Origin of the sequence: Bradyrhizobium sp. CCBAU 45384, assembly GCF_028128665.1 — a bacterium.
GTDB classification, from domain to species: Bacteria; Pseudomonadota; Alphaproteobacteria; order Rhizobiales; family Xanthobacteraceae; genus Bradyrhizobium; species Bradyrhizobium manausense.
On record NZ_LBIZ01000118.1, the window covers coordinates 471,093 to 493,607 of the forward strand.

A 22,515-nucleotide genomic window follows, 5' to 3' on the forward strand; every position below is an offset into this window, starting at 1 on the left:
GGATGCACAGCTATCCGATCGCCTATTCGAAGCTGGACAGCAGGATTTTCACCAGGATGCCCTGAAACGCGATCGGGATGCGGACGCTCTTCCGCCGGATCGAGCGCTGAAGCGCGCCGGCGATCTGCGCGCCGGTCAAGCTACCTGCCGACGCGTTGGCAATCAGCTCCGCCCACATCTGCGACAGCGAGCCACCGGGCGGGATCAGCGGCTTGATGGTGACGCCGCAGCCCTGCGCCCAATCGACGATCTCCCGCATCGTATGCGGACCGCAATTGCGCGCGGTCGCGAGGCGTTCCGCGGACAGGGCAAGCAGCAGCTCGCGTGAGGGCGACCAATTCCCCTTCGGCGGCTGCTCGCCGGTGAGCTCGACCGCGAGCTCCTTCAGGACATTCTGTGCGCGCACGCTCAACGTCTTCATCGGTACGGGCGCGCGCTTCGCCTGAGCGGAGCCGACGGCCGATCCTCGCCCGCCGGCCGGCCGATTGCGCGGCTCGGACGTGCGGGGTGCGTCGCCGGACTGCGGCGTCGCGCGCTGGTCATTGCCCTCCGCGGGCCGCGCCGCCTCAGGCCGCTGTGCCGCCTGCGGCCAGGATCGTCGCTTCCGGGCACCCGCCACTGTCGTCTGCCGCGCCATTTCTCTCGTCGAACCCGCCAGCCTCGTACTCACAAAGACTAATATATATCGTTATACGATATGTTTTCACGACATAATTTTCGTCGTTCGACCAAAGACGAAATTGACAGGAGGCGTTCACAAGCAATGCTTGCGTCCGAGAGCTACACGCGGATGTGACGTGCCCGGCGCGGGCAGGCCTGTGAGGCCGGCCGCCGCCGGACAAGTCGTGTTTTGCCTGCAGACAAGAACGATGTTCGGAGGAAACGACCATGACTGACGATCTCATCCGCCGCGGCCTTTCGCGCCGTGGCCTGCTCCAGACCACGGCGGGACTCATCGGCGGCTCGATGCTGCCGGCGATGCCGGCCCTTGCCGAGGACAAACCGGCGATCGGCTCCTATCCCACAGGCGTGTCGGGTTCCACCGCCTTCATCGGCATCTCGGTGCCGCGCACCGGAACCTATGCCGTGCAGGGCGAGGACGAGCTCAAGGGCTATCAGCTCGCGATCGAGCACATCAATGAAGGCCACGAGCTGATCAAGAAGATCTCGCCCAAGACCAGCAAGGGCGTGCTCGGCAAGGAGCTGAAATTCGGCGTCGCCGACTCGGCCGCCAAGCCGAACGAAGCGGTCCAGGCGCAGCAGCGCTTCATCAGCGAGAACAAGGCGATCATGATCACCGGCGGCACGTCGAGCGCCGTTGCGGTCGCGCTGAACAAGCTCGCCCAGCGCGAGCACGTGCTGTTCGTGTGCGGCATCTCCGGCTCGAACGACACCACCGGCAAGGACTGCGTGCGCTACGGCGTCCGTCAGAATTTCTTTGGCCAGACCGCCGCCGCCGCGATCGGCCCGGTGATGGTGCGGGAGTTCGGCAAGGGCAAGAAGGCCGCGTATCTCACGCCGGACTACACCTACGGCCACACCGTCACCAAGTCGATGCAGGATTTCCTCGCGACCGCGGGCTGGGCCACCGTGACCAACCAGGTCGCCCCGCTCGGCGCTCCCGACTATTCCTCCTATCTGCTGAACGTCGCGAACTCTGGTGCCGACGTGCTCATCAACGTCAATTGGGGCCACGACGCGGTGCTCTCGACCCAGCAGGCCAAGCAGTTCGGCGTGCTCGACAAGATGAAGCTGGTGGTCCCCTACCAGGTGCCGTTCATCGCGCGCGAGACCGGCGGCCTGATGCAGGGTGTCTATGCCGCGACCGACTATTGGTGGACGATCGAAGACAAGTTCCCGCTGGCCAAGATTTTCAACGAGGCCTTCGAGAAGAAGTACGGCTACAAGCCGGAATGGGGCGCCGAGAACGCTTATGTCAGCTTCGCGCACTGGGCCCGCATGTGCGAGCAGGCCGGCAGCTTCAATCCGCCCGACGTGATCAAGGCCTATGAGAGGGGCGATACAATCCCCTCCCTGGTCGGGGACGTGCATTACCGCCCCGAAGATCACCAGTGCGTTCGCCCGGTGATCATCGTCAAGGGCAAGCAGCAGAAGGACATGAAGAACAAGGAAGACTGGTACGACGTCGTCGAGATCGTTCCGGGTGAAGGCCTGATGCAGAAGCCGGACGCTTTCGGCTGCCATCTCGGCGACTACACCTGAGCCCGAGTTAACCCCTGTGACGCCGTAGGCCACCCTCTGAACCTGCGGCGTCACCTTTTTTGACGCGGCTTGACCGCGCGTCACATCAGCGATCGTCGCATGATCAGTTGGCCCAATCTCGTTTCGCAGCTTTTCAACGGGCTTGCCCTCGGCGCCTTGCTCGCGCTGATCAGCTCCGGCCTGACCATCATCTACGGCACGCTCGGCGTGCTCAACCTCGCGCATGGCGCGATGTTCATGATCGGCGGCTATGCCGGCTACGTCGCCTACCAATATACGGAATCGTTCATCCTCGCCGTCATCGCCGGCTCGCTGTTCGTGATGCTGCTCGGCGTCGTGATGGAACGCGTCATCATCCGTCACTTCTATCATCGCCCGCACGAGGATCAGCTGCTCGTGACCTTCGGGCTCGGCATCTGCTTGGTCGAGCTCGTGCGCCTGATCTTTTCGAGCCAGTCGCAACTGGTGCCGCCGCCGGCGCTATTCCAGGGCATCACCAATCTCGGCTTCATGTTCTATCCGACCTACCGCCTCGCCGTCGTCGGCATCGTCGCGATCGCCCTCGGCGCATTGTTCATCGTCCTCTACCGGACCCGGCTGGGCATGATTGTGCGCGCCGGCATCGAGGATTCGGTGATGGTGGATTCGCTTGGCATCAATGTCTATCGCGTCTTCATGGTGGTCTTCGGCATCGGCGCAATGGCCGCCGGCTTTGCCGGCATCGTCAACGCGCCGGTGGTGTCGCTGACACCGGGCATCGGTGACGACATCCTGGTCCAGACTTTCGTGGTGGTGGTGATCGGCGGCGTCGGTTCGTTCCCCGGCGCAATTCTCGGCGGCCTGATCGCCGGCGAGATCATCAGCGTCACCTCCATGTTCAACCCCGGCTACGCCTATGTGATGCTGTTTGCGGCGATGACGCTCGTGCTTGTGGTGCGACCGCATGGCCTGCTCGGCGTGCAGGGCCGCGAGTAAGTGATCCGCTGATGCTCAAGCAACGCCCGTTCCTGATCGAGACACTGACGGCCATCGGCCTGATCGTGGCTCCCTTCGTGCTGCCTCATCTCGGCTTCGCGCCGAACACGGTGAACCGGATCCTGGTCTGGGGCCTCTTCGGCCTCGGCTTCGACATCCTGTTCGGCTTCACCGGCCTGCTGTCGTTCGGACAGTCCGCCTTCTACGGCACCGGCGGCTTCGTCGCCGCTTACCTCCTGACGCGCACCGGCTTCAGCAACGTGCTGGGTGCGCTGGTCATCGGCATGATCACGGCGGCGGCGACCGGCTATCTGATCGGCCTGATCGCACTGCGCCGCACCGGCATCTACTTCGCCATGATCACGGTGGCGATCGCGGAGGTGTTCTTCTTCGTCGAGTTCAATCCGCTGTCGGATTTCACCGGCGGCGAAAACGGGCTGCCCGGCGTGCCGACGCCGAGCTTCAATCTCGGCTTCACCACGATCCACTTCACCAATGGCTGGTCGCTCTATCAGTTCATCGCACTGTGCTACTTCGTCGGCGTCGTCATCGCCCTCAGGATCGTGCGCTCGCCGGTTGGCGCGATTCTGAGTGCGATCCGCGACAATCCGCTGCGCGCCACTGCCGTCGGGCACAATATTCATGGCTACAAGCTGACCGCCTTCGTGATCGCAGCCGCTTACGCGGGCTTCGCCGGCGGCCTCCTGGGGGTGCTCCAGGCCTTCATGCCGCCCGATGCCTTCACTTTCGACACCTCCGGCCAGCTCGTGATGCAGACGGCCATCGGCGGCAGAGGCACGCTGTTCGGGCCCCTGGTCGGAGCAACGGTGTGGCTGTTCCTTCAGGACTTCCTGCAGTCCGCACTGGGCCTCGGCGCAGCCTGGAAGTTGGTGCTGGGTGTCGTGTTCGTGCTGCTGGTCTGCTTCCTGCGCGGCGGCATCATCGGCGGCCTTGCCGATCTCTACCGCCTCGTCTCGGGAAAGCGAAAGCAGACGGATGCGGAGATGGAGCAGGACGCCGCTGACACCGAGGCCAGGCTGCAACCTCCACCGGCGCCGATGCAGGCCAAGGAGGTCGAGCACCCCGCCTATTCCGGGCCGATCCTGAAAGCCACCGGCCTGACCAAGCGCTATGGCGGCCTCGTTGCCAACAGCGACATCGATTTCAGCGTCGATCAGGGCGAGCTGCGCGGCATCATCGGCCCCAACGGCGCCGGCAAATCGACCTTCTTCAAGATGCTCACCTGCGAGATCGCGCCGACCTCCGGCCGGATCGTGTTCGAGGGGCGCGACATCACGGGATTGAAGGTCACCGACGTCTGCCAGCTCGGGCTCACCAAGAGCTACCAACTCAACCAGCTCTTCACGGGTCTCACCGTGCGGCAGAACCTGACAATCGCAGCCCTCGCCGAGCTGCGCGGAAAATTCCGGCTAGACCTGCTCCGCACGCTCGCCGGCGTCAAGGGCCTGACGGAACAGGTGGAGCACACGCTGGCGCTGGTCAACCTGACCCGCCGCGCCGACACGCCCGTGTCCGAGCTTGCCTATGGCGAGAAGCGCAGGCTGGAGATTGGGCTCGCACTTGCGACATCACCGCGCCTGCTGCTGCTCGATGAACCGCTTGCGGGAATGAGCCCGCGCGAGCGGGTCGAGACCGTCAAGCTGCTCAAATCGATCGCGCGCGGCCGCACCATGATCATCATCGACCACGACATGGATTCGTTGTTCGAGCTGGTCGAGCGCGTGACCGTGCTGCAGGAGGGCCGCGTGCTGATCTCCGGCACGCCTGAGGAAATCAAGACCAACGCCGCCGTGCAGGAAGCCTATCTCGGCGGCGTGCACGGAGAGATCGCCGCATGAGCCTGATCGAGGTCAACGGCCTGAACAGCTATTACGGGGATTCCCACATCCTGTTCGACGTCGCCATGCGCGTCGAGCGTCACGAAGTGGTGGCACTGCTCGGCCGCAACGGCGCGGGCAAGAGCACGACGTTGAAGAGCCTTATGGGCGTCGTGACGCCACGCCGCGGCGTCGTGAAATTCGACGGCATCGACATCGCCGGACGCAGGAGCCACAAAATCGCGCAGGCGGGCATGCAGCTGGTGCACGAGGAGCGCCGGATCTTCGGCAGCCTGTCGGTGGAAGAAAATATTACTCTCGCCGGGATCACCGCGCCGAAACGCTGGCCGCTCGGCCGCATCTACGAGATGTTTCCGCGATTGAAAGAACGTCGCGGCAACCGCGGTAACGAGCTTTCCGGCGGCGAGCAGCAGATGCTGGCTATTGCGCGGGCGCTGGTGCGCGATCCCAAGATCGTGCTGCTGGATGAGCCGTTCGAAGGATTGGCGCCTGTCATCGTCCACGATCTCGTAAACGCATGCCGCGAGCTCGCGGCCGCCGGCCAGACCATCGTTCTGGTCGAGCAAAACTTGGCAGCGACATTAGCGCTGGCGAGCCGGATATACATCATCAACAACGGCCACATCGTGCATGAGGGGCCGGCGCAGGAGCTCAAGGCGCAGCCGGAACTGCTCCAACGCTTTCTCGGCGTCTAATTGTTTCCGCCCGAGGGCGACGTGACGAAATGCCAATTGGAGCTGACGCAAAGTCTTCACAACGTCGCGCCCAACTTCAAAGAGAGGAACGCTTCAAATGAAATACATTGCGGTAAGGACGATCCCCTGGTTGCTTGCAGCGTCCATAGCAGCGACGACTGCACACGCGACCGATAACAAGGTCGTGATCGGCGATATCGACGACATGTCCGGCCTCTATGCCGACGTGATCGGCCCCGGCGGGGTCGAGGCGGCCAAGATGGCGATCGAGGATTTTGGCGGCAGCGTGCTCGGTAACAAGATCGAGTTCATCGTGTCCGATCACCAGAACAAGCCCGACGTTGGGGCCCAGAAATTCCGCGAATGGGCCGACCGCGACAGCGTCACGATGATTCTCGGCGGATCGAACACCGGGGTCAGCCTGGCGATGAACAATGTCGCCAAGGAGAAGAAGATTCTGTTCATCGCTATCGGCGCTGCCGGTGCGTCACTGACCGGCAAGGACTGCACACCCTATACCGTGCACTACGTCTACGACACGACGGCACTCGGCAACGGCACCGCCAAGACCATGGTGAAGCAGGGCGGCAAGACCTGGTTCTTCCTCACGGCCGACTACGCCTTCGGTACCCAATTGCAGGAGTCCGCCTCGAAGGTGGTCGAAGCCAATGGCGGCAAGGTGATCGGCGCCGTGCGCGTTCCGCTCTCCACGTCCGACTTCTCGAGCTATCTGCTCCAGGCGCAAAACGCAGGCGCCCAGGTACTCGGACTCGCCAACGCCGGCAACGATTTCACCAACTCGATCAAGGCCGCCGACGAGTTCGGCATCGCCAAGACGATGAAGCCGGCCGCATTGCTGGCCTTCATCAGCGACATCCACAGCCTCGGGCTCAAGGCCGCGCAGGGCCTCTATCTCACCACTGGCTGGTACTGGGATCTCAACGACAAGACCCGCGCCTTTGCGAAGCGCTATTACGAAAAGACCAAACGCGAGCCCACCATGAACCAGGCGGGTTACTATTCGGCAACCATGACCTACCTCAACGCTGTCAAGGCTGCGGGCACCACCGACTCAGAGAAGGTGATGGCCGAGCTCAAGAAGATGAAGATCGACGACATGTTCACCAGCAACGGCAAGATCCGCGCCGACGGCTTGATGGAGCATGAGATGTACATCATGCAGGTCAAGAAACCCGAGGAATCCAAGCAACCCTGGGACTACTACAAGCTGGTACAGACTATGTCGGGCGAAGAGGCGTTCGGGAAGTTATCCGACTCGGCCTGTCCGCTGGTTACGCACTGATCCCCCCGTTTCCGAACTCGGCAGTCGTATAAACAGGAGCGCACCCGCGGGTGCGCTCCTGCTCGTAGTGCGGAATGCGCGACCCCAAGCCCGCCGGCCGTGCCGTTGTCCACACGGGGAAGAATTCTAAGATTGGCCAGAAGGAAATGCTGACGCTTGAAGACACCCTCCGCCCATGACGGGCTGGCGATGCCGCCAGAACCCGTTCCGGGGGCGGCTTCAGTGCGCCGACGCTTTTAAACGCCGTGCGCTGGTGTCGTCCCATCTGGACAGAGCACGTTGACGCTGGTTCCCGTCGCTGGAGGTATCGGGGTTTTCGCGGGCCACGCGTAGCTCCTTTATGTCGTGATGAACTCGTCATCCCGGGGGGCGATCAGATCGGCATGCGATAACCGTAGAACTCGTGATCCTCATTATAGCCTCCCTGGCCCGCGCCAAGATCGGCGAAATCACGCACGAATTCGATCGCCGCGATCCACTTGACCATCTTGAAACCCAACTCATTCTCGCATCGCAGGCGCAACGGAGCGCCATGCAGGACGCTGACGGGCGCGCCGTTCATCTCGTAGGCGAGGATCGTCAGCGCATGGCGCATGTTCTCGATCTTGTGGACGTCATAATAGCGTCCGCCGTCGGCGCCGTCGGCCAACGAATAGAACACAGCGTAGCGAGCCTCGGGCGTCGGCTTCACCAGAGCGAGGATGTCGCGCATGGCAACGCCGCCCCATTCGGCGACACCCGACCAGCCCTGGATGCAGAAATGCGTCGTGATCTGGTCCTGTTTGGGCATGGCCTTGAGGTCGGCGAGAGACAATTCCCGAGGCGCCTCGACCAACCCGCCGATCCGCAACCTGTAGCCGGCGAACTCGTCCGCGACGAGATCGTCAAACTCGTTGGAGCTGGGCATTGTGCCGTTGGGCCAGAAGTAAGGAGAGATATCGTGCTTCGTGAGCTGGGAGCGCGCATCCCAGCTTTCGGCTAATCCCATGATCCAACCGATCGTGTACGCGCCGACACGTTGGACCAGACGGGCATGGCGGATGGTATAGGGCGAGGCCAGAAGCCAAGCGATCGTGAGAACGACCATCGCTATCACAAACAGCGGAAAGCCGGTCCATGACGCGTTATCCACGCCGCCGAACATATGGTTGGTGTTCTGTCTGATGCCGGTGACGAACACCATGACGCCATGGGCGAGGATGAAGCCCACGAACCAAGCAAAGGAGATGAAGTGAACCGACCGCATCGCCTGCCGGTTGAACAGCCTGCCGAACCATCCTAGCGCGTTGGAGATCGCGGGGCTCTGCATCAGACCAGTCACGATCGAAACCGGCGCTGCGACGAACACCGTGATGAAATAACTGAGCTGCTGGAGGCCGTTGTAGCGGGTCCAGCTATGATCGACCGGAAAGTTCAGTGACGCATACTGGATCGCCGTGGACAGCGCGGCCGGGAAGACCTCCCAGGTCAACGGCACGAGCCGGCGCCACTGATCGGTGAAAAACAGCAGCGCATAAAACGCAACGCCGTTGATCAGCCACAGCAAGTTGACCGAGAAATGCCACCAGCGCGATAGCCCGAGGCTATGGCGCAGGCCGGGAATGCCGAGCCAGGTCGGCAGGGTCACGGAATCGTCCTTGGCGGTCCAAACACGCCCTTTTGGCACCGGGACCTGGAAGCGGAACCAGTCGCTCCCCGGCGTGCAATCACGGCCCCAATAGAGCCGGGGATGGTCGGCCAGAATTTGCAGGCCAGCGCGCATGATGAACAGCATGAAAAACATGTTCAGGAAGTGCTGAAGCTGCAGCCACCATGGGAATCCCGAATCAACCGAGGGCGCGGCCTGCGCAATGCCGGGATGCTGCCCGATGAACGCCTCTACGTCCGGAAGTTCGCGCAGGCTTTGAGCCAAGGCGACCAGGCAGAGCATCGCCGCGACGGCAATCGGCAGGCCCCACAGCGTGTTGATCCAGCGTCGCCCAATGCGGATCCGGGGCGCGATCCCGTTCTGCGGAGGCATCCAGTGATTGAGGCGGATGCGATCGTCGGCATCGCTAAGCTTGGCACGAAGTGGTTCGGCCAGCGAAGACGGCGGACGCGCGGGCACTGGTCGATCGTTTCCGATCATCGAGCGCGCCTGACAATGGGGACGTCAATCATCAAGCTTGGTGAGCGCGGCACCCTTGTGAAAGGCGATGTGGTCCGTTTTGCTGCTCTTGATCTCGTATTGCGGATCGTCTGCGCTCGCATGATGGGTATAGCCTTTGACCTTGAACGCGCGCGTATGCACGCGGGTGATCACGCCGCTGACGCGCCCCGCCTCGGAGTTCCAACTCACGCGATCATGGGTATTGAAGGTCCTCGGCACGGTAGTTCAATCCGATGCCGCAAAAGAACTGCCAAGAGGCAATTCTCGCAATGAGTGCATATCTACTTGAGCGGCATAGGCTCCAACCGGTGCACTTCCTGTCGGTTCCCTCAAAGCGGAATATCTTTCGACTAATCTCACGCGCGCTTCTGTTTCCCGCATCGGACGCTTAGGATCAACGATGAGGCCGGCCGTCACGCGCCTTCGCCACTTGGATCGACGCCACGAACAGCTTTTTCACCATAGGCCACTCGACCAGGACGATCATCGAATTTGTCGATCTCTTGCGAGAGTCGGGCGTCGGCCTCGTTATCGACGTCAGGTCGATGCCCCGGTCGCGCACCAATCCGCAGTTCAATCAGCAGAGCCTCCCCGACGCGCTGGCGCCGTGGCAGATCGGCTATGAGCATATCAGCGAGCTCGGTGGCCTGCGGGGAAAGTCCCGCGACTCGGAATCTTCGCCCAACACCTACTGGCGCGTACGCAGCTTTCGAAACTACGCAGACTATGCTCTGACGGCGCCATTCGCGACCGGGCTGACGCGGCTCCGCGAACGCGGCGCGGAGCAACGCTGCGTCGTCATGTGCGCCGAAGCGGTTTGGTGGCGTTGCCACCGCCGGATCATCGCGGACTACCTTCTGGCCGCAGGCGAGCAAGTGATGCACATTCTCGGAAAATCGCATGTCGATGTGGCGGGTCTGACGCCCGGCGCCGTCGTACGCAACGATGGAACGGTGGTCTATCCTGAGGAGCCGCGATTATGATTTGGGGAGCGCGTAGGCAATGATGGAATCACCGGCTTCGGTACCCGTCGAGCCGTGGCCGCCGGCGACCACCACCACGAACTGGCGCCCGCTTTTCTCCGACCAGTAGGTCATGGGCGTAGCTTGCCCGCCGGCCGGCAAGCGGCTTTCCCACAGTTTCTTGCCGCTGGTGACGTCATACGCTCGGGCAAAATAATCCAGCGTTCCGCTCAGAAATGCCACGCCGCCCCGGGTGATCATCGGGCCGCCAATTCCCGGAACGCCCATCTTGAAAGGCAGAGGAATGGGCGACAAGTCCCGCACCGTTCCGTTGACGTGACGATAGTATGTTTTGCCTGTCGTCAGGTCGGCACCGGCAACGTAGCCCCAAGGCGGAGCCTGACATGGCAGCCCGATCGGAGAGAGGAATGCTCCCATTTTGGCGGCATAGGGCGCTCCGAAATTCTCGTTGAACGGCGCTTCATCCGGTTTGCTGACGATTCGGCTGGTGGCGTCAGTGCGCGCTTTCAGGGTCGATGTGAAGGCGAGGTAGACCGGCATCGCGAATACGACCTGCCGTTCCGGATCGATCGCGACACCGCCCCAGTTGAACGTCCCGAAATTTCCAGGATAGACGATCGAGCCCTTGAGGGACGGTGGAGTATAGCGTCCTTCATAGCGCATGGAGCGAAAGGCGATCCGGCACGCCAGTTGGTCGAACGGCGAGAGCCCCCACATCGAGGCTTCCGTCAGCGGCGTCGGGTTGAACGACAAGGTGGAGACGGGCTGAGTCGGTGCGGTGACATCGCCGGCAACGGCGCCCTGGGGCGCGGGCACTTCCCTAACCGGCAGCAATGGTTTTCCGGTGCGGCGATCGAGCACGAAAAGCTCGCCCTGCTTGGTGGTTTCGACCAGCGCGGGAACGGTGCTACCCGCAATGGTCAGGTCGAGCAAAGCCGGCTGGGCAGGCACATCCATATCCCAGAGGTCATGATGCGTGCTTTGGAAAACCCAGTCGACCGCTCCGGTCTCGGCGTTCAGTGCAACGACCGAGGACGAATAGGCCTCGACGTTCTTGTCGCGATTGCCGCCGAACTGATCGGGCGGCTGATTTCCCATCGGAATGAAGATCCGGCCAAGTGCGGGATCATAGCTGGATATGCTCCAGCTGTTCGGGGAGTTCGCGGAATAGGTTTGATCCGCTGCGATAGGAGCGGTGTCCGTCGGTTTCCTGCTGTCCCAGTTCCAGATCAATTTGCCAGAATTGACATCGAAGGCGCGGATCACGCCGGAAGGCTCGGCCGTCGACACATTGTCGTTGACCGCGCCGCCGACGATGATCAGGCTTTTGGCTATGATCGGCGGGGATGTGGAATAATACGATCCGGTTTTCACGTTGGGCATGTTTTGCCACAGATTCACGAAGCCATCCGGGCCGCCGAACCCGGGGCAGACCTTGCCGGTCTCTGCGCTCAGCGCGATCAGCCGTCCGTCCACGGTCGGGAGGAACAGGCGCTTGACGCAATCTGCCGAAGCCGTGGCATTCGCTGGCGCTGTCGCCGTCGCCGTCGCGTCTGGCGCCGTGCCGTCGGAATAGGACAGGCCCCGGCAGGTGAGGTGCTGTGTGCTCTGGTACGGAGGTTCAGCGACTTTCGGATCGTATCGCCACTTCTGTTCGCCGGTCTCCGCGTTGAGCGCGAAGACGAGATCGTGGGGTGTACAGAAATAGACGGAGTCACCGATCTTGAGAGGCGTGACTTCGTATGTCGTTTCGGTCGGATCCTTCTTACCGCGCACGTCTCCGGTATGAAAGGTCCACGCGACCTTCAGTTTTCCGACGTTCTGCGCCGTGATCTGATCCAGCGTCGAGTAATGCTGCCCGGCCTGGCTTCCGCCATAGGCGGTCCAGTCCTTTCCGGCGGCCGGCCCCAGCGCGTCACGATCGGTCGCGCTTCGTTCCGGCAAAGTCCCCGCCAGATCGTGCGACGGCGTGAAGACGGCGAGCAGAGCGATCGCCACACTGACGGCGAGCGAGGCGGCAAGAGCCGCTCGTCCCGATCTGAGGAAAGAGCCGTGCGGCCGGGTTCGAACCGATCGCGCGAGCCATGGCAACATCAGGATGAGTCCAAACAGGAAGACCAAATCCCCACGCGGCGCAAGCTGCCACCAGTCCAGCCCGACTTCGACTAGGGCCCAAACAATCGTGAGCAAGAGAAGCGCGGCGTAAACCCAAAATGCCAACGGATTGCGGGCCATGATGAGAGCCGCAACCGCGATCAGGGCCAACCCTTGTGCGAGATAAGAATATGAACCGCCTAGCGTGACCAGCCAGAGGCCGCCGACGCCAAGCCAAAGCCCGGCCAAAGCAAAAAGAGTGGAAAGGGCGATACGGATGGCGCGGCTGGACATGCAAATTCCGAAACGTTGTGGGACGGGCGAATGATCTCGCGCAACAGTCCCGATGGCATGAAACAGCGCGCAACGAGGCGCGTTCCAATGACTGCTAGGTCCATTAGTTGGGGGAGGCCGGCCCCCGCGTCACGAGAAGTTCTGCGCATGCGGCTACCCGCGAGCGGCCATCTGCAGCCGAAGATGACAGGACACCTGCCAGCCGCTGATTTGCAGACTTAGACATTACCGATTTGAAAGCTTCCTGAGGTTGAACCCTATCGATGACCAAGGGTTATCCGGCAACGCCGTAGCCAAGGATCGGTCGCGTGCTCTCCACATGTGCCGGTGCAATGTCGTCGCTTGTGAGTGGGACGAAGAACGAAGATTTCACAAGCTGATTGAAGGTACGATGTGAAGACGGTGGTTCTGTCCTTCCTGCTCGTTTGCGTTCCCATATCCCTCGGGCTGAAGTATCTTGTCGGCGCACCTTCGGTATGGATTTTCACCGCGGCTGTTATCGCCGTTGCGGTCCTCGCCGAATGGATTCGCCGCGCCACAGAGCAGCTGGCAGAGCGCGTTGGACCGGCTATAGGCGGCTTGTTGACCGTCAGCTTCGGCAGTATCGCAGAGCTCGTGCTGGCGCTCTTCGTGCTTGCCAGTGGCGAAACGGCCGTGGTTCAGGCGCAGATTACCGGATCCATCATCGGTACAAGTCTTTTCGGTTTGGGGCTGGCCATCGTGATCGGGGGCGCGACGCGAGAGCGGCAGAGTTTCAATCCCAGGAGAGCGGGGCTGCTCTCCACTCTGCTCGTCCTCGTCGTCATCGCGATGTTGCTTCCCGCAGTGTTCAATTATACTGGCCAGATCGCCGGTCACGAGCGCGCGCTGCGTGTCACCGATGAGGAACTGAGCCTGAGCGTTTCAGCCGTCCTGCTATTGCTGTATGTGGCAAACCTAATATACACGCTGATCACACATCGGGATGTGTTTTCAGCCGAGACGTCTCCCGGCAAGGCCGACTGGAGCCTCATGCGCTCTCTTGCGGTCATTATTGCTGCGACAGTTGCGATCGCGTTTGAAGCCGAACTGGTATCCGGCTCGCTGAGCGAGACTGCTGCCAAATTGCAGCTCTCGCCCCTCTTTCTGGGTGTCATTGTGCTCGGCTTGGTCGGAACAATTGCTGATCTATTCGCCGCGGCCTGGTTTGCGCATAAGGACAGGATGGGCCTGGTTCTCAGTATCTGCGTTGGTTCGGCGATCCAGGTGGCGTTGGTCGTAGCACCACTCCTCGTGATTATTTCATGGTTCATGGGTCATCCGTTGAGCCTCGTGTTTTCCAATCCGCTGTATCTCTTCGCCATCGCAAGCACCGCTCTGATCGTCAACGCCATCGCCCGAGACGGGGAAACGACCTGGTTTGAAGGCCTGCTGCTTCTCGGGGTCTACGTTCTGTTCGGGTTGTCCTTCTTCTTCACCGGGCCCGCCTAGTAAGTCACGGCGTTCGGCTCGACCGTGAATTAAGCTGGCCGATGCTCGCCGCCAGCTTGTCCCGAGCCAGCGCAATTGCCCCTGCGCATTCAGGGGGGCCAGACATGCTCAGGGCGTCGACGAGGATTGACAGCGATGCTGCCAGCTCACGGGTCAAAATGTGGTCGCCCAACCCGGACAGCGAGCGCATGAGGCAATCCTCGGACTGACGTTGCAGGTCCAGCGGCAGGCGCGGATACAGGCTGGCAAGCGTTCGATAAATCTGCGCGGCGCTCTGATGCTGCATCGACTCCGATGCGACGACAATCAGCGACTCGAACGCCTCCATCAGTCGTACCGGGAGATTGTCAACGTAGACCACGCCCCCAACCGTGCCGGAATCGACCTCGACCGTTGCCCCGAAGGAGACGTCCGTTGCGAGCCAGCGTGCCGCCAAGTCGCGCAGGTTCCAGATGGTCAACAGTCCCGGGTCCGGATTGGACTTCGCGGTCGAGATCGACGTCCACCCGATCGTCATGAGCTGTTCGATGCCAAACACGGCATCGGAGTCAAGATCGCGTTGCGCTTCGAGCATGATCGCCTCTCCGACGGTCGCCTTCAATTTCGAGGAGGTCGGCTGCGACGCTCTGATCTCCGCGATCGGATCGCCGAATGCGACGTATTCGCCGATCGAGACCAGGATGACGATTTCCACATCGGCTGGCAGGGCGTCGTCGATTGCAGCGACATCAATTCGCGTCAGGAAGCCGCTGCGCGTGGTATTCAGGCGTTCCGTTATAAGGCCCGGGTTCTGCGGCGACCGCCGCGTAGCGCGGAGCAGATCGTGCTGACGTTCGCGCGCAAGGAGGGTGTGATCATGGATCGATTTGATAATAACGACCGGACGCATCTGATTGATGGTCGTGTAGGTCAAAAGGATCAGCATGTAGAGAGCCACGACCGTCAGCAGGCCAGCCAGGGCCACGCCATAAATCGGCTGGTGGCGCGGTTCAATGCTGGCCAGAACGATCAGTGCATAAAGCGCCAGACCGATGAAGAAGCCGAAATAGAGCTGATTGGTCCGGCGACGTAGAAACTGGTCGAAAACGAGGCTGGTCAGGGAGGCCGCGCCTTGTTGCACCGCGATGAGCAACAACGACAGCGTGATCGACGTTACCGTTATGATACTCGACGCGATGACGCCAAGAAAATTGCGCGCGCCCTGCGCATCGCTGAACAGTCCGCCCCAAATCTGTTGTGCATCATTGCTGCTGTTCGATAGGCGGCCCCGATCCAGTACGAAGGTGAGTAGAGCAAGCAACAGAAAACCGGCGATGACCAGCGTTGGTATCGTCAGAAATTCAAGAAACGCCCGACGGGTGGTTTCGAATGCGGAGCGCAGCGAGCCGGCCAGCCGAACCAGCGTGCCGGTGAGGGGAGATCTGTCCTCGTGGTGATCTGGCATCATGCGGCTACATCCGGCTTGAGAAGTTCTCAACGTTATCGAGGGTGTATGGGTCCGATCGTGGCGGCTATTCCGGCACCGAGAGTAGTCGGGCTCCGGGCTGTGCTTCGCCCGTGCTCGCAAACGATGACAAGTGCCGAGGTTAGGGGAACGGAGATCAAGGCCGCGGCGACAACCCCATACCCAGCTCCAGAACGCAAGTGCTACGATAATCGCGACGGGAGGGAGCGATTGGCTGGCCTGCAACGTCGGGTAAATGAAGTTGCCGATAACGACCTGCACCGGCGCGAAGCCCGCAATGCGATCAGGGACATGCTGACGCTCTGAAACTGTAAGTAGCCGCGAACTTCACGCCATACTTCTGCAGCGGATTGGGCAAATGGCCGAGCGTCTTTTCCTCCACGGTGCTCTCACCCCTATCCGGATTGGCCGGCTTGTGGCTTATCCTCCTGGGCCGCGGCGCCGGCTGCAGGAGCACGGCTCCAGACATCGAAAGACGACCTGCCTATGGGCTCGTGGGGTCTCGACACGCGAGTTCCTGATCCCAAGATAGCCTTACGAATTGGCCGATCTTGGAAGGCAAGTCCATCGTGGAGGCAATTCCAAAAGGTCGGTCAGACCAACTGGCCTCTCGCATCGTTAACATTGTTGAGTGGCGGCGCGCGAAATGATGCTACGATGGGTTTTTCCCTTCTGGGGGCATTCATGTTCGATCCGGCGGCTGGGTTCGTGCGGACTATTGACGAGTCCCGAGCCCGAATCGCACCTAACGCTGCGGCGACCGACATCTAAGCCGCGCCTGAATGGCAGTGGGCCGACAACACCTGATTGATTCAGAAGGCGCCCAACGCCCTTCTACGTTTCGCCGACGTTAGAAAGCGTGAAGGCCGCAAGCAAGCCGACAACGACGAGCACGCCGGCCAGCCTCTGTTCGCCTTCAGCAGCTTCCGGCACTATGGTGTTCACCACCATCGTGAGAAGAGCGCCCGCAGCTACGGCACTTGCGGTAGCAACGACCTGAGCAGCAGCACCGCCCAGGAAAGCTGCTCCTAACGCGGCGGCAGCCCCCGAAAGGATCGTGATCGCGCTCCAAAGTCCAAAGATATAGGTGACTGAACGGCCGGCGGCCCGACATGCCGAGCGCACTAGAAAGCCCCTCCGGGAAGTTGGACAGAAAGATAGCGGCGAGCATCGCGATGCTGATGCCCTTTCCGGAGCAACGATGAGGTCCTAGCAGCCCCCAAAGACCCGCAGTAAGCCAGATGGCCATAGGAGCTGCCGCTACTTTTCGGTGCGTAGCAAGGGCGAGGTCTGGCGACGTGCATTTTCCTCTTTTCTACTGCCCTTCTTCGGAAAGCTGACTGAACGCTTCAGGGCGGACGTTAATGCCTTCGCTACCTCGCGGGCGATCTTGCCTGCGGCCATTGCGCGCGCGCCATTTGGCAATGCTCATTCCTCCTCTTGCCCAAGGCCCCATGCCCTAATACCCGACTTCTCAAGCCGTTCCGACGGCCCCTTGCACTTTGGTTGAGAGTGTGCCGTGCGGCTTTATCTAGCCCCCACTTGCAAAGCCCGGGAAAAGCATCATGCCGCCGTCGATGAACAAGGTGGTGCCAACCACGTAGTCGGACGCATCTGAAACTAGCCAGGTGACCGCTCGGGCGACATCGTTGGGCTCGCCGATGCGTTGATAGGGGACCAGGGTCATCAGGCTGTCGAAGGCTCCATTGGTTTCCCACGCTGGTCGGTTGATCGGTGTACGGATTGCTCCAGGCGCGACGCCATTGACCCGGATGGCCAACGGAGCAACTTCCTGCGCCAGGCTTCGCATCATCTGCATGACGCCGCCCTTAGAGGCAGCATAGTTCGCATGACCAGCCCAAGGGATCTCCTGATGGACGGAGCTCATGCAAACGAGTTTGCCTGCTGCCGCCGAGATGTTCTTCACCACACCTCGTTTCTTAAATTCACGCACGGCTTCTCTGGCACAGAGGAACTGCCCGGTGAGATTGACGCCGATGACTTTGTTCCACTGTTCGAGCGTCATTTCATGAAACGGCGCATCACGCTGCAAGCCGGCATTGTTTACCGCGATGTGTAGCGTTCCAAAATGGCCTATGGCGCTGGAAAACATCGACCGGACGTCCTCCTCATTGCTGACGTCGGCCTTGATGGTGATCGCCTTCCGGCCAAGCGCCTCGATTTTATGGGCCACATCGTCCGCCGCTTGTGGGTCGACCACGTAGTTGACGACTACATCAGCGCCAGAGGCGGCGAGTCCCAGGGCCACCGCGCGCCCGATTCCCGAGTTCGCCCCGGTTACCAGCGCAGGCTGTCCTTCCAACACAATCGGAAAGGGCACGGTTGCTTGAGGTCGCTCCTCGGAAGCGGCTGAGGCACCAGAATCGATCGACCGCTCTATCATACGTGTCTCCTCGGTGCGTCCTTACTTTCATTCCCCCTGCTCGGGAGCGCTTTCTTGCTACCGCGAAGTTCAGAAGGCCTTTCGCGGTGCGTGAGATTATGCGCGGTGTTCACTAAAGCGATGTGGGAAAAGGCCTGTGGGAAGTTGCCGACCAACCGGCTTTGCTCGATGTCATACTCTTCCGACAGCAGACCGAGGTCATTGCGGAGAGCCAGAAGCCGCTCGAACAATGCCTTGGCTTCAGCATCTCGGCCGATCATGTGATAGGCATCCGCCAACCAGAAGCTGCATGCCAAAAACATGCCTTCGCCAGGCGGCAGGCCATCTTTGGTCGCCTTCGTATCGTATCGTTGCACAAAGCCATCGTTGACCAGCTCGCGTTCGATCGCTTCAATGGTCGATATCACCCGCGGATCTTCGGGCGGCAAAAAACCTACCGCGGGGATCAGCAATAGAGATGCATCGAGCTGGGACTCACCGTAAACCTGAACGAACGTCTTTCGTTGTTCATCGTAGCCGCGCCGACAAACATCTTCCTGAATGGCGGCGCGCTGCACCTTCCAATCGTCCACGGGACCGTCCATTTCGAACTCGTCAGCCGATTTGATGGCGCGATCGAAGGCGACCCACGCCATGATCTTGGAATAAGTGAAATGCTTGGCCCCACCTCGCATTTCCCAAATACCCTCATCCGGCTCTTTCCAAATTTCCTTCAGATGATCGAGGAGAGCACACTGGATCGCCCATGCTCGCTTGTTCTCCGGGAGGCCACCTCGGCGGGCCTGGTATAAGGCGTCCAACAACTCGCCAAAGACATCAAGCTGGCGCTGGGTGTGGGCCGCATTCCCAATACGCACCGGCTTTGCGTTCTCGTATCCCGACAGCCAAGGCACCTCCCACTCTGTTAGCCTGCGCTCGCCTGTGACGGCGTACATGATCTGCAGCTGGTTCGGGCTTCCCGCCACGGCGCGGATGAGCCAGTCTCGCCAGGCGCGCGCCTCCTCGTAGTAGCCGGCCCCCATAAGGGCCATCAGAGTCAGCGTGGCATCGCGGATCCAGCAGAAGCGATAATCCCAATTGCGAGAGCCGCCAATTTGCTCAGGAAGCGAGGTTGTGGCCGCAGCGACAATGCCGCCGCTCGGTCCAAACGTCAGGGCTTTGAGAGTTATGAGAGATCTCAGAACCTGGTCCGAATAGGGCCCCGCCTCTTCACAGCGGCTGGACCAATCGCGCCAGAAACTTTTTGTACGATCCAGGAGAACCCACGGATCGTCAGGGGAGGCTGGATCTTCATACGATGCTTGGTAGGAAAGAACAAAGGCAGCGCGCTGGCCCGGTTTGACGGCGAACGCGCCGACTGTCTTCATCGATTTGCCGTGCAGCGGCACCTCCGTTCTTAGCACCAGCATGGACGCGCCCGCGACCAAGCTGACCGCACCATCCTCCAAGCGGCTCACCCAGGGTACAGTGACCCCATAATCGAACCGTGCGACCAACTCGCTCCCCATCTCGACGGATCCTTCAAGGCCCTCAACAATCCTGACGACCTTCGACGCGCCCGTCTTCGGGGGCATGAAGTCGACGAGGCGTGCACGGCCCGTCTCCGTCGCGAAGACGGTTTCCAGGATCAGCGTGCCTGGTAGGTAGCGGCGTTCGTTCGTATATCCGTCGACTGGGCAAAGGCTCCAATATCCGTTTTTCTCATCTCCCAGGAGCCGTCCGAAGCAGCTATCGGAATCGAACCGCGGGAAACAGAGCCAATCGATCGAGCCGTCGCGCCCGACTAGTGCGCCGGTCTCGCAATCGCCAATAAGCGCGTAATCTTCGATTCGGGCCATCAGGACACTCTTGATGGTCAATGGAAAGCCGCGCCCTCCAGTTCCACGTTCAGAAGGTCCCTAGCATTTACTTTCGTCTAGTTGGCAACGCGGAAGCAGAACCGGATAGGAGCAGCACGTCGCTGTATCGCCGCCCTGACAGGTCTGCTGGCCCTCGCCACTCCCAGCACCGGCATTTGAATGGAGGGCCCGTTACCTACCTTGTCGACGGCCTTCTGCAACTCGTCCTTCGAGACACCAAGCTGTTTGGTCCAATACTTGACCTCGAAGTCTTCGTGCATGTTGATCTTGCTCCGGCCCGCTGGTCCCGCTTAGTGAGATTATCGCTCATGTTCCTCTTCCATCGCCCGTAAAAGCCGTTCATCGTGGAGAACCAGCAGATCGTGGATCGTCTTCTCGCAGTCCCTCGGGCCAAGCTCGACATAGCGGTGCTCCGGCCCTAGCCAGCGAGTCCAATGCTTCGACGTCACGTTCCGGATGTTGGTCGTGCCGCCGTCGGGCTCCATCCGGAGCAATTCCTTGAAATCCACCGGCTTGCCCTTGGGCTGCAGTTTCTCCGCGCGCTTCTTCGTCGCGTCCATGGCGAAGCGCGGCCAGGTCGACGTCCCGCTTGGTCTTGCAGCGTGAGTATTCGATTTCGAGCCGCGAATAACCCAGGCGATAAGAGAAGCTCAAGCCATTCTGGCCCGCTGCGTGGTGCCGTTTAACTCATTCAGCGAGTTCAACAAGGCCGAAGGCGGCGACATCTGGTTCGCGCTCGACGAAACCAGACCGCTCCTCTGTTTCGCCGGCATCTGGACCAGCTGGACATCGGTCAGAAAGGTCAAAGAAGGCGAGACCACGAACGATCTCTACGCGTTCCTGACCACGGAGCCCAACGCCGAGGTCGGCGCCATCCACCCCAAGGCGGTGCCCGTGATCCTGACGACGCCCGACGAAGTCGAGACCTGGATGACCGCGCCAGCCGACGTGGCGCTGAAGCTGCAGCGGCCCCTCCCGGAGGGGGCGCTGCGGATCGTGGCCCGCGGCGTCAAGGAAGACCCGGCGCCTGACGCTTAGGGTACTTCACAGGCCACGGAAGAGGTGGACACGCGGAAGCCCCGCCAACGGCGAAGCCCTGACCGGTGCTAACCGCCGGGAACGATCGGGTGGGCCGAAGGATTCGTCCGGCAGGAGTGATCTCGATGCCGATGACGAAAGAACGATGGCCGGCGATCCGGACGCTGCGCGGCTGGGCGATCGACGTGCTGCAGGAGGCCGGCGCCATCCACGAATGCGAGGAGCATGGCTGGGCCAAGGACAGGGCTGACCCCCATGCGCGCGAGCATGCTTTGAAAATCGCCGGCCAGGAACCGCCTGACGGCTTGTCTCCGGCTCAGGCGGTCGCCAAGGTGCGCGAAGTGCTGGATTCGATCGGCGATACCTGTCCGGAGTGTCCAGCCGAATGATCGCGAAGACGTGCGGATGACCAGGAGATTACCATCAAGCCGCCGGTCGCCGATGTCCGGGTCAGCGGGCTGCCTTACTTGTCACGCAATTGCTCGGCGTCTTGCGCCAGTTGGTCCCACTCGCCGGCCATCTTTAGCCAAGCGTCTTTATCGGTCTGTCTCACCGACCGTTCGGCTTGAGAGCGGCATTCTTCGGCACGGGCGCGAAATCGCGCAATTTCTGAGTCGGACATAGTTGCAAGATAGCCACCGCCCACTTTCACGGCAATCAACCTCAATGAGTGGCGACGGCGGGAATGATGCCAATCAGCAAGAGATCGGCATTGCGTACCGTCACGCGACGGCCGGTTTCTTCGGCGATCTTGCGCGCGACTCTCAGAGCAGCAGCTTCATCCACCAGCTCGAGGATGATTACGCTTCCCTTGCCCGAAAACGCAGTCGGGTTCTCGACATGGATCACGACCGGTGGCGGTTTTTCGCTCAAAGGGGCGCCTGCAGGCCGGGTGAAGAAATCCATTCATCGACATGCATTGCAGTCTCCAACTGCTGGGCACTGCGCATAAGCTTTTCTCTTCCTGCTCAAGACGTTCATTTAGGGATAAAAGCTGTTTGAAACGTCGCCGCGTGCCCATGGCGCGCTCCTTCAGCTAGAAGGGGCGGGAGCGCTACCAGGCGTTCGCATCACCGATAAAAGCCAAGGGCAGGGCGGCGATGGCTAATCAACGCACCTACGGCGCCTTTGTGCCGCATCATTTAATAAGTTTGCAGCGCGAAATTTGAAATCGGCTTCCTCGTCAATTCGCTGGACCTGAGCGGGCCAATTCACAAACTGGCTATACGTCGCCGACCATCAAGATTTTTCGGTGCTGCCGACGGCTCCGGACTTCATTGCCCGCTCGACTTCGTCGGCAAGGCGGTTGAGATGTTCCTGGAGACGATCAAACACCGCGCGCTTAGGGCCATCTGCGGCCGAGTCGCGGATGACCGCGGCCTCTGCGGCATCCGTTCGCAGCTTTTCGATAGCCGCTTGAAAATCGATCATGGATGCGACTTCGCCGCCTGAAGGCGGACCCAATCGCCGAGGCGCGCCGTCGTCTCGGCTTGGTGGGCCTCGCAGAGCAGTTCGTTCTGCCCTGCTCCAAGTCCAGGAGGCGAAGCCTTCTCGCGCGGGGCTTGGCGAACAAAGCCAGCCGATTTTCAGGCGACGACTTTTGCGTGAAATGACGCCGTTCTTTCACGGTGCGCTCCTTTCCTCAGCGGGAAGGCGGGAGCGCAACCGGCGTTCTCATCATAGGTGAATGCCACGATCCGGGCT

18 protein-coding genes and 3 pseudogenes are annotated in these 22,515 nt (G+C 61.1%); 9 read left to right on the forward strand and 12 right to left on the reverse strand.

Features of this window, described 5'->3' with window-relative positions:
• Positions 1-22: 22 nt before the first annotated feature.
• Positions 23-637, reverse strand: a complete 615-nt coding sequence (locus XH80_RS36015; protein ID WP_271602703.1) for a hypothetical protein — start codon at positions 635-637, stop codon at positions 23-25.
• A gap of 251 nt (positions 638-888) precedes the next feature.
• Here XH80_RS36015 and XH80_RS36020 point away from each other — a divergent pair, with 251 nt between their 5' ends.
• The 5 genes from XH80_RS36020 to XH80_RS36040 all read left to right on the forward strand — a co-directional run bounded on the left by XH80_RS36020 (position 889) and on the right by XH80_RS36040 (position 7,055).
• Positions 889-2,223, forward strand: coding sequence for a substrate-binding protein (locus XH80_RS36020; RefSeq protein ID WP_271602704.1), 1,335 nt, complete (start codon positions 889-891; stop codon positions 2,221-2,223).
• 99 nt (positions 2,224-2,322) lie between these two features.
• Positions 2,323-3,198: a branched-chain amino acid ABC transporter permease gene (locus XH80_RS36025; RefSeq protein ID WP_271602705.1), complete on the forward strand. Its 876-nt coding sequence runs from the start codon at positions 2,323-2,325 to the stop codon at positions 3,196-3,198.
• An 11-nt stretch (positions 3,199-3,209) separates the two neighbouring features.
• The gene (locus tag XH80_RS36030; protein WP_271602706.1) at positions 3,210-5,057 is read left to right on the forward strand and encodes a branched-chain amino acid ABC transporter ATP-binding protein/permease; all 1,848 of its coding nucleotides are present in this window, start codon (positions 3,210-3,212) and stop codon (positions 5,055-5,057) included.
• Positions 5,054-5,752 carry an ABC transporter ATP-binding protein gene (locus tag XH80_RS36035; RefSeq protein ID WP_271602707.1) on the forward strand — a complete coding sequence of 233 codons (699 nt, stop codon included), beginning with the start codon at positions 5,054-5,056 and terminating at the stop codon, positions 5,750-5,752. Before XH80_RS36030 ends, XH80_RS36035 begins: the two co-directional genes overlap by 4 nt.
• A gap of 97 nt (positions 5,753-5,849) precedes the next feature.
• Positions 5,850-7,055 carry an ABC transporter substrate-binding protein gene (locus XH80_RS36040; protein WP_271602708.1) on the forward strand — a complete coding sequence of 402 codons (1,206 nt, stop codon included), beginning with the start codon at positions 5,850-5,852 and terminating at the stop codon, positions 7,053-7,055.
• A gap of 373 nt (positions 7,056-7,428) precedes the next feature.
• On the opposite strand, the gene XH80_RS36045 is transcribed toward XH80_RS36040, so the two are convergent.
• Both XH80_RS36045 and XH80_RS36050 read right to left on the reverse strand, forming a co-directional pair.
• A complete protein-coding gene (locus XH80_RS36045) occupies positions 7,429-9,183 on the reverse strand; it encodes a molybdopterin-dependent oxidoreductase (protein WP_271602709.1) in 1,755 nt (584 codons plus the stop codon).
• Between the two features lie 24 nt (positions 9,184-9,207).
• Positions 9,208-9,423 (reverse strand): DUF2945 domain-containing protein, encoded by a 216-nt coding sequence (locus tag XH80_RS36050; RefSeq protein ID WP_271602710.1) that lies wholly within the window; start codon positions 9,421-9,423, stop codon positions 9,208-9,210.
• Between the two features lie 215 nt (positions 9,424-9,638).
• Here XH80_RS36050 and XH80_RS36055 point away from each other — a divergent pair, with 215 nt between their 5' ends.
• Positions 9,639-10,187 carry a DUF488 domain-containing protein gene (locus tag XH80_RS36055; protein WP_271602795.1) on the forward strand — a complete coding sequence of 183 codons (549 nt, stop codon included), beginning with the start codon at positions 9,639-9,641 and terminating at the stop codon, positions 10,185-10,187.
• Here the strand turns inward: XH80_RS36055 and XH80_RS36060 are convergent.
• Positions 10,182-12,575 (reverse strand): membrane-bound PQQ-dependent dehydrogenase, glucose/quinate/shikimate family, encoded by a 2,394-nt coding sequence (locus tag XH80_RS36060; protein WP_271602711.1) that lies wholly within the window; start codon positions 12,573-12,575, stop codon positions 10,182-10,184. The genes XH80_RS36055 and XH80_RS36060 overlap by 6 nt on opposite strands.
• 393 nt (positions 12,576-12,968) lie before the next feature.
• Here XH80_RS36060 and cax point away from each other — a divergent pair, with 393 nt between their 5' ends.
• Positions 12,969-14,045 carry a calcium/proton exchanger gene (gene cax, locus XH80_RS36065; RefSeq protein ID WP_271602712.1) on the forward strand — a complete coding sequence of 359 codons (1,077 nt, stop codon included), beginning with the start codon at positions 12,969-12,971 and terminating at the stop codon, positions 14,043-14,045.
• A 4-nt stretch (positions 14,046-14,049) separates the two neighbouring features.
• Here cax and XH80_RS36070 read toward each other — a convergent pair whose 3' ends face one another.
• The 6 genes and pseudogenes from XH80_RS36070 to XH80_RS36095 all read right to left on the reverse strand — a co-directional run.
• A complete protein-coding gene (locus XH80_RS36070) occupies positions 14,050-15,492 on the reverse strand; it encodes a DUF2254 family protein (RefSeq protein WP_271602713.1) in 1,443 nt (480 codons plus the stop codon).
• Positions 15,493-16,770: 1,278 nt separating this feature from the next.
• Positions 16,771-16,914: a hypothetical protein gene (locus tag XH80_RS36075; RefSeq protein WP_271602714.1), complete on the reverse strand. Its 144-nt coding sequence runs from the start codon at positions 16,912-16,914 to the stop codon at positions 16,771-16,773.
• A 127-nt stretch (positions 16,915-17,041) separates the two neighbouring features.
• Positions 17,042-17,914, reverse strand: coding sequence for a glucose 1-dehydrogenase (locus tag XH80_RS36080; RefSeq protein ID WP_271602715.1), 873 nt, complete (start codon positions 17,912-17,914; stop codon positions 17,042-17,044).
• Entirely contained in the window at positions 17,911-19,752 is a 1,842-nt protein-coding gene (locus tag XH80_RS36085) for a glycoside hydrolase family 15 protein (RefSeq protein ID WP_442869197.1), read from the reverse strand. The genes XH80_RS36080 and XH80_RS36085 overlap by 4 nt, the downstream gene beginning before the upstream one ends.
• Before the next feature lie 191 nt (positions 19,753-19,943).
• Positions 19,944-20,083: pseudogene (locus XH80_RS44155) on the reverse strand (DUF3606 domain-containing protein); the annotation flags it as partial.
• 88 nt (positions 20,084-20,171) lie between these two features.
• Positions 20,172-20,336: pseudogene (locus XH80_RS36095) on the reverse strand (SOS response-associated peptidase); the annotation flags it as partial.
• Positions 20,337-20,439: 103 nt separating this feature from the next.
• Between XH80_RS36095 and XH80_RS36100 the strand changes: the two are divergent.
• Both XH80_RS36100 and XH80_RS36105 read left to right on the forward strand, forming a co-directional pair.
• Positions 20,440-20,811: pseudogene (locus XH80_RS36100) on the forward strand (SOS response-associated peptidase family protein); the annotation flags it as partial.
• 125 nt (positions 20,812-20,936) lie between these two features.
• Positions 20,937-21,200, forward strand: a complete 264-nt coding sequence (locus tag XH80_RS36105; RefSeq protein WP_271602716.1) for a hypothetical protein — start codon at positions 20,937-20,939, stop codon at positions 21,198-21,200.
• A gap of 274 nt (positions 21,201-21,474) precedes the next feature.
• Here XH80_RS36105 and XH80_RS36110 read toward each other — a convergent pair whose 3' ends face one another.
• Together XH80_RS36110 and XH80_RS36115 are read right to left on the reverse strand one after the other, a co-directional pair.
• Complete coding sequence (locus tag XH80_RS36110) at positions 21,475-21,717, reverse strand: hypothetical protein (protein WP_271602717.1); 243 nt, start codon at positions 21,715-21,717, stop codon at positions 21,475-21,477.
• Positions 21,718-22,050: 333 nt separating this feature from the next.
• A complete protein-coding gene (locus tag XH80_RS36115) occupies positions 22,051-22,242 on the reverse strand; it encodes a hypothetical protein (RefSeq protein ID WP_271602718.1) in 192 nt (63 codons plus the stop codon).
• Positions 22,243-22,515 lie beyond the last annotated feature (273 nt).

What these genes read in the sequence shown, in the direction of transcription:
- XH80_RS36115 (WP_271602718.1), bottom strand. Translation starts at nt 22,242, where the DNA reads ATGATCGATTTTCAAGCGGCTATCGAAAAGCTGCGAACGGATGCCGCA.
- XH80_RS36020 (WP_271602704.1), top strand. Translation starts at nt 889, where the DNA reads ATGACTGACGATCTCATCCGCCGCGGCCTTTCGCGCCGTGGCCTGCTC.
- XH80_RS36030 (WP_271602706.1), top strand. Translation starts at nt 3,210, where the DNA reads ATGCTCAAGCAACGCCCGTTCCTGATCGAGACACTGACGGCCATCGGC.
- XH80_RS36060 (WP_271602711.1), bottom strand. Translation starts at nt 12,575, where the DNA reads ATGTCCAGCCGCGCCATCCGTATCGCCCTTTCCACTCTTTTTGCTTTG.
- XH80_RS36025 (WP_271602705.1), top strand. Translation starts at nt 2,323, where the DNA reads ATGATCAGTTGGCCCAATCTCGTTTCGCAGCTTTTCAACGGGCTTGCC.
- XH80_RS36105 (WP_271602716.1), top strand. Translation starts at nt 20,937, where the DNA reads ATGCCGATGACGAAAGAACGATGGCCGGCGATCCGGACGCTGCGCGGC.
- XH80_RS36035 (WP_271602707.1), top strand. Translation starts at nt 5,054, where the DNA reads ATGAGCCTGATCGAGGTCAACGGCCTGAACAGCTATTACGGGGATTCC.
- XH80_RS36075 (WP_271602714.1), bottom strand. Translation starts at nt 16,914, where the DNA reads ATGGCCGCAGGCAAGATCGCCCGCGAGGTAGCGAAGGCATTAACGTCC.
- XH80_RS36080 (WP_271602715.1), bottom strand. Translation starts at nt 17,914, where the DNA reads ATGATAGAGCGGTCGATCGATTCTGGTGCCTCAGCCGCTTCCGAGGAG.
- XH80_RS36070 (WP_271602713.1), bottom strand. Translation starts at nt 15,492, where the DNA reads ATGATGCCAGATCACCACGAGGACAGATCTCCCCTCACCGGCACGCTG.
- XH80_RS36040 (WP_271602708.1), top strand. Translation starts at nt 5,850, where the DNA reads ATGAAATACATTGCGGTAAGGACGATCCCCTGGTTGCTTGCAGCGTCC.
- XH80_RS36085 (WP_442869197.1), bottom strand. Translation starts at nt 19,752, where the DNA reads ATGGCCCGAATCGAAGATTACGCGCTTATTGGCGATTGCGAGACCGGC.
- XH80_RS36110 (WP_271602717.1), bottom strand. Translation starts at nt 21,717, where the DNA reads ATGGATTTCTTCACCCGGCCTGCAGGCGCCCCTTTGAGCGAAAAACCG.
- XH80_RS36015 (WP_271602703.1), bottom strand. Translation starts at nt 637, where the DNA reads ATGGCGCGGCAGACGACAGTGGCGGGTGCCCGGAAGCGACGATCCTGG.
- XH80_RS36045 (WP_271602709.1), bottom strand. Translation starts at nt 9,183, where the DNA reads ATGATCGGAAACGATCGACCAGTGCCCGCGCGTCCGCCGTCTTCGCTG.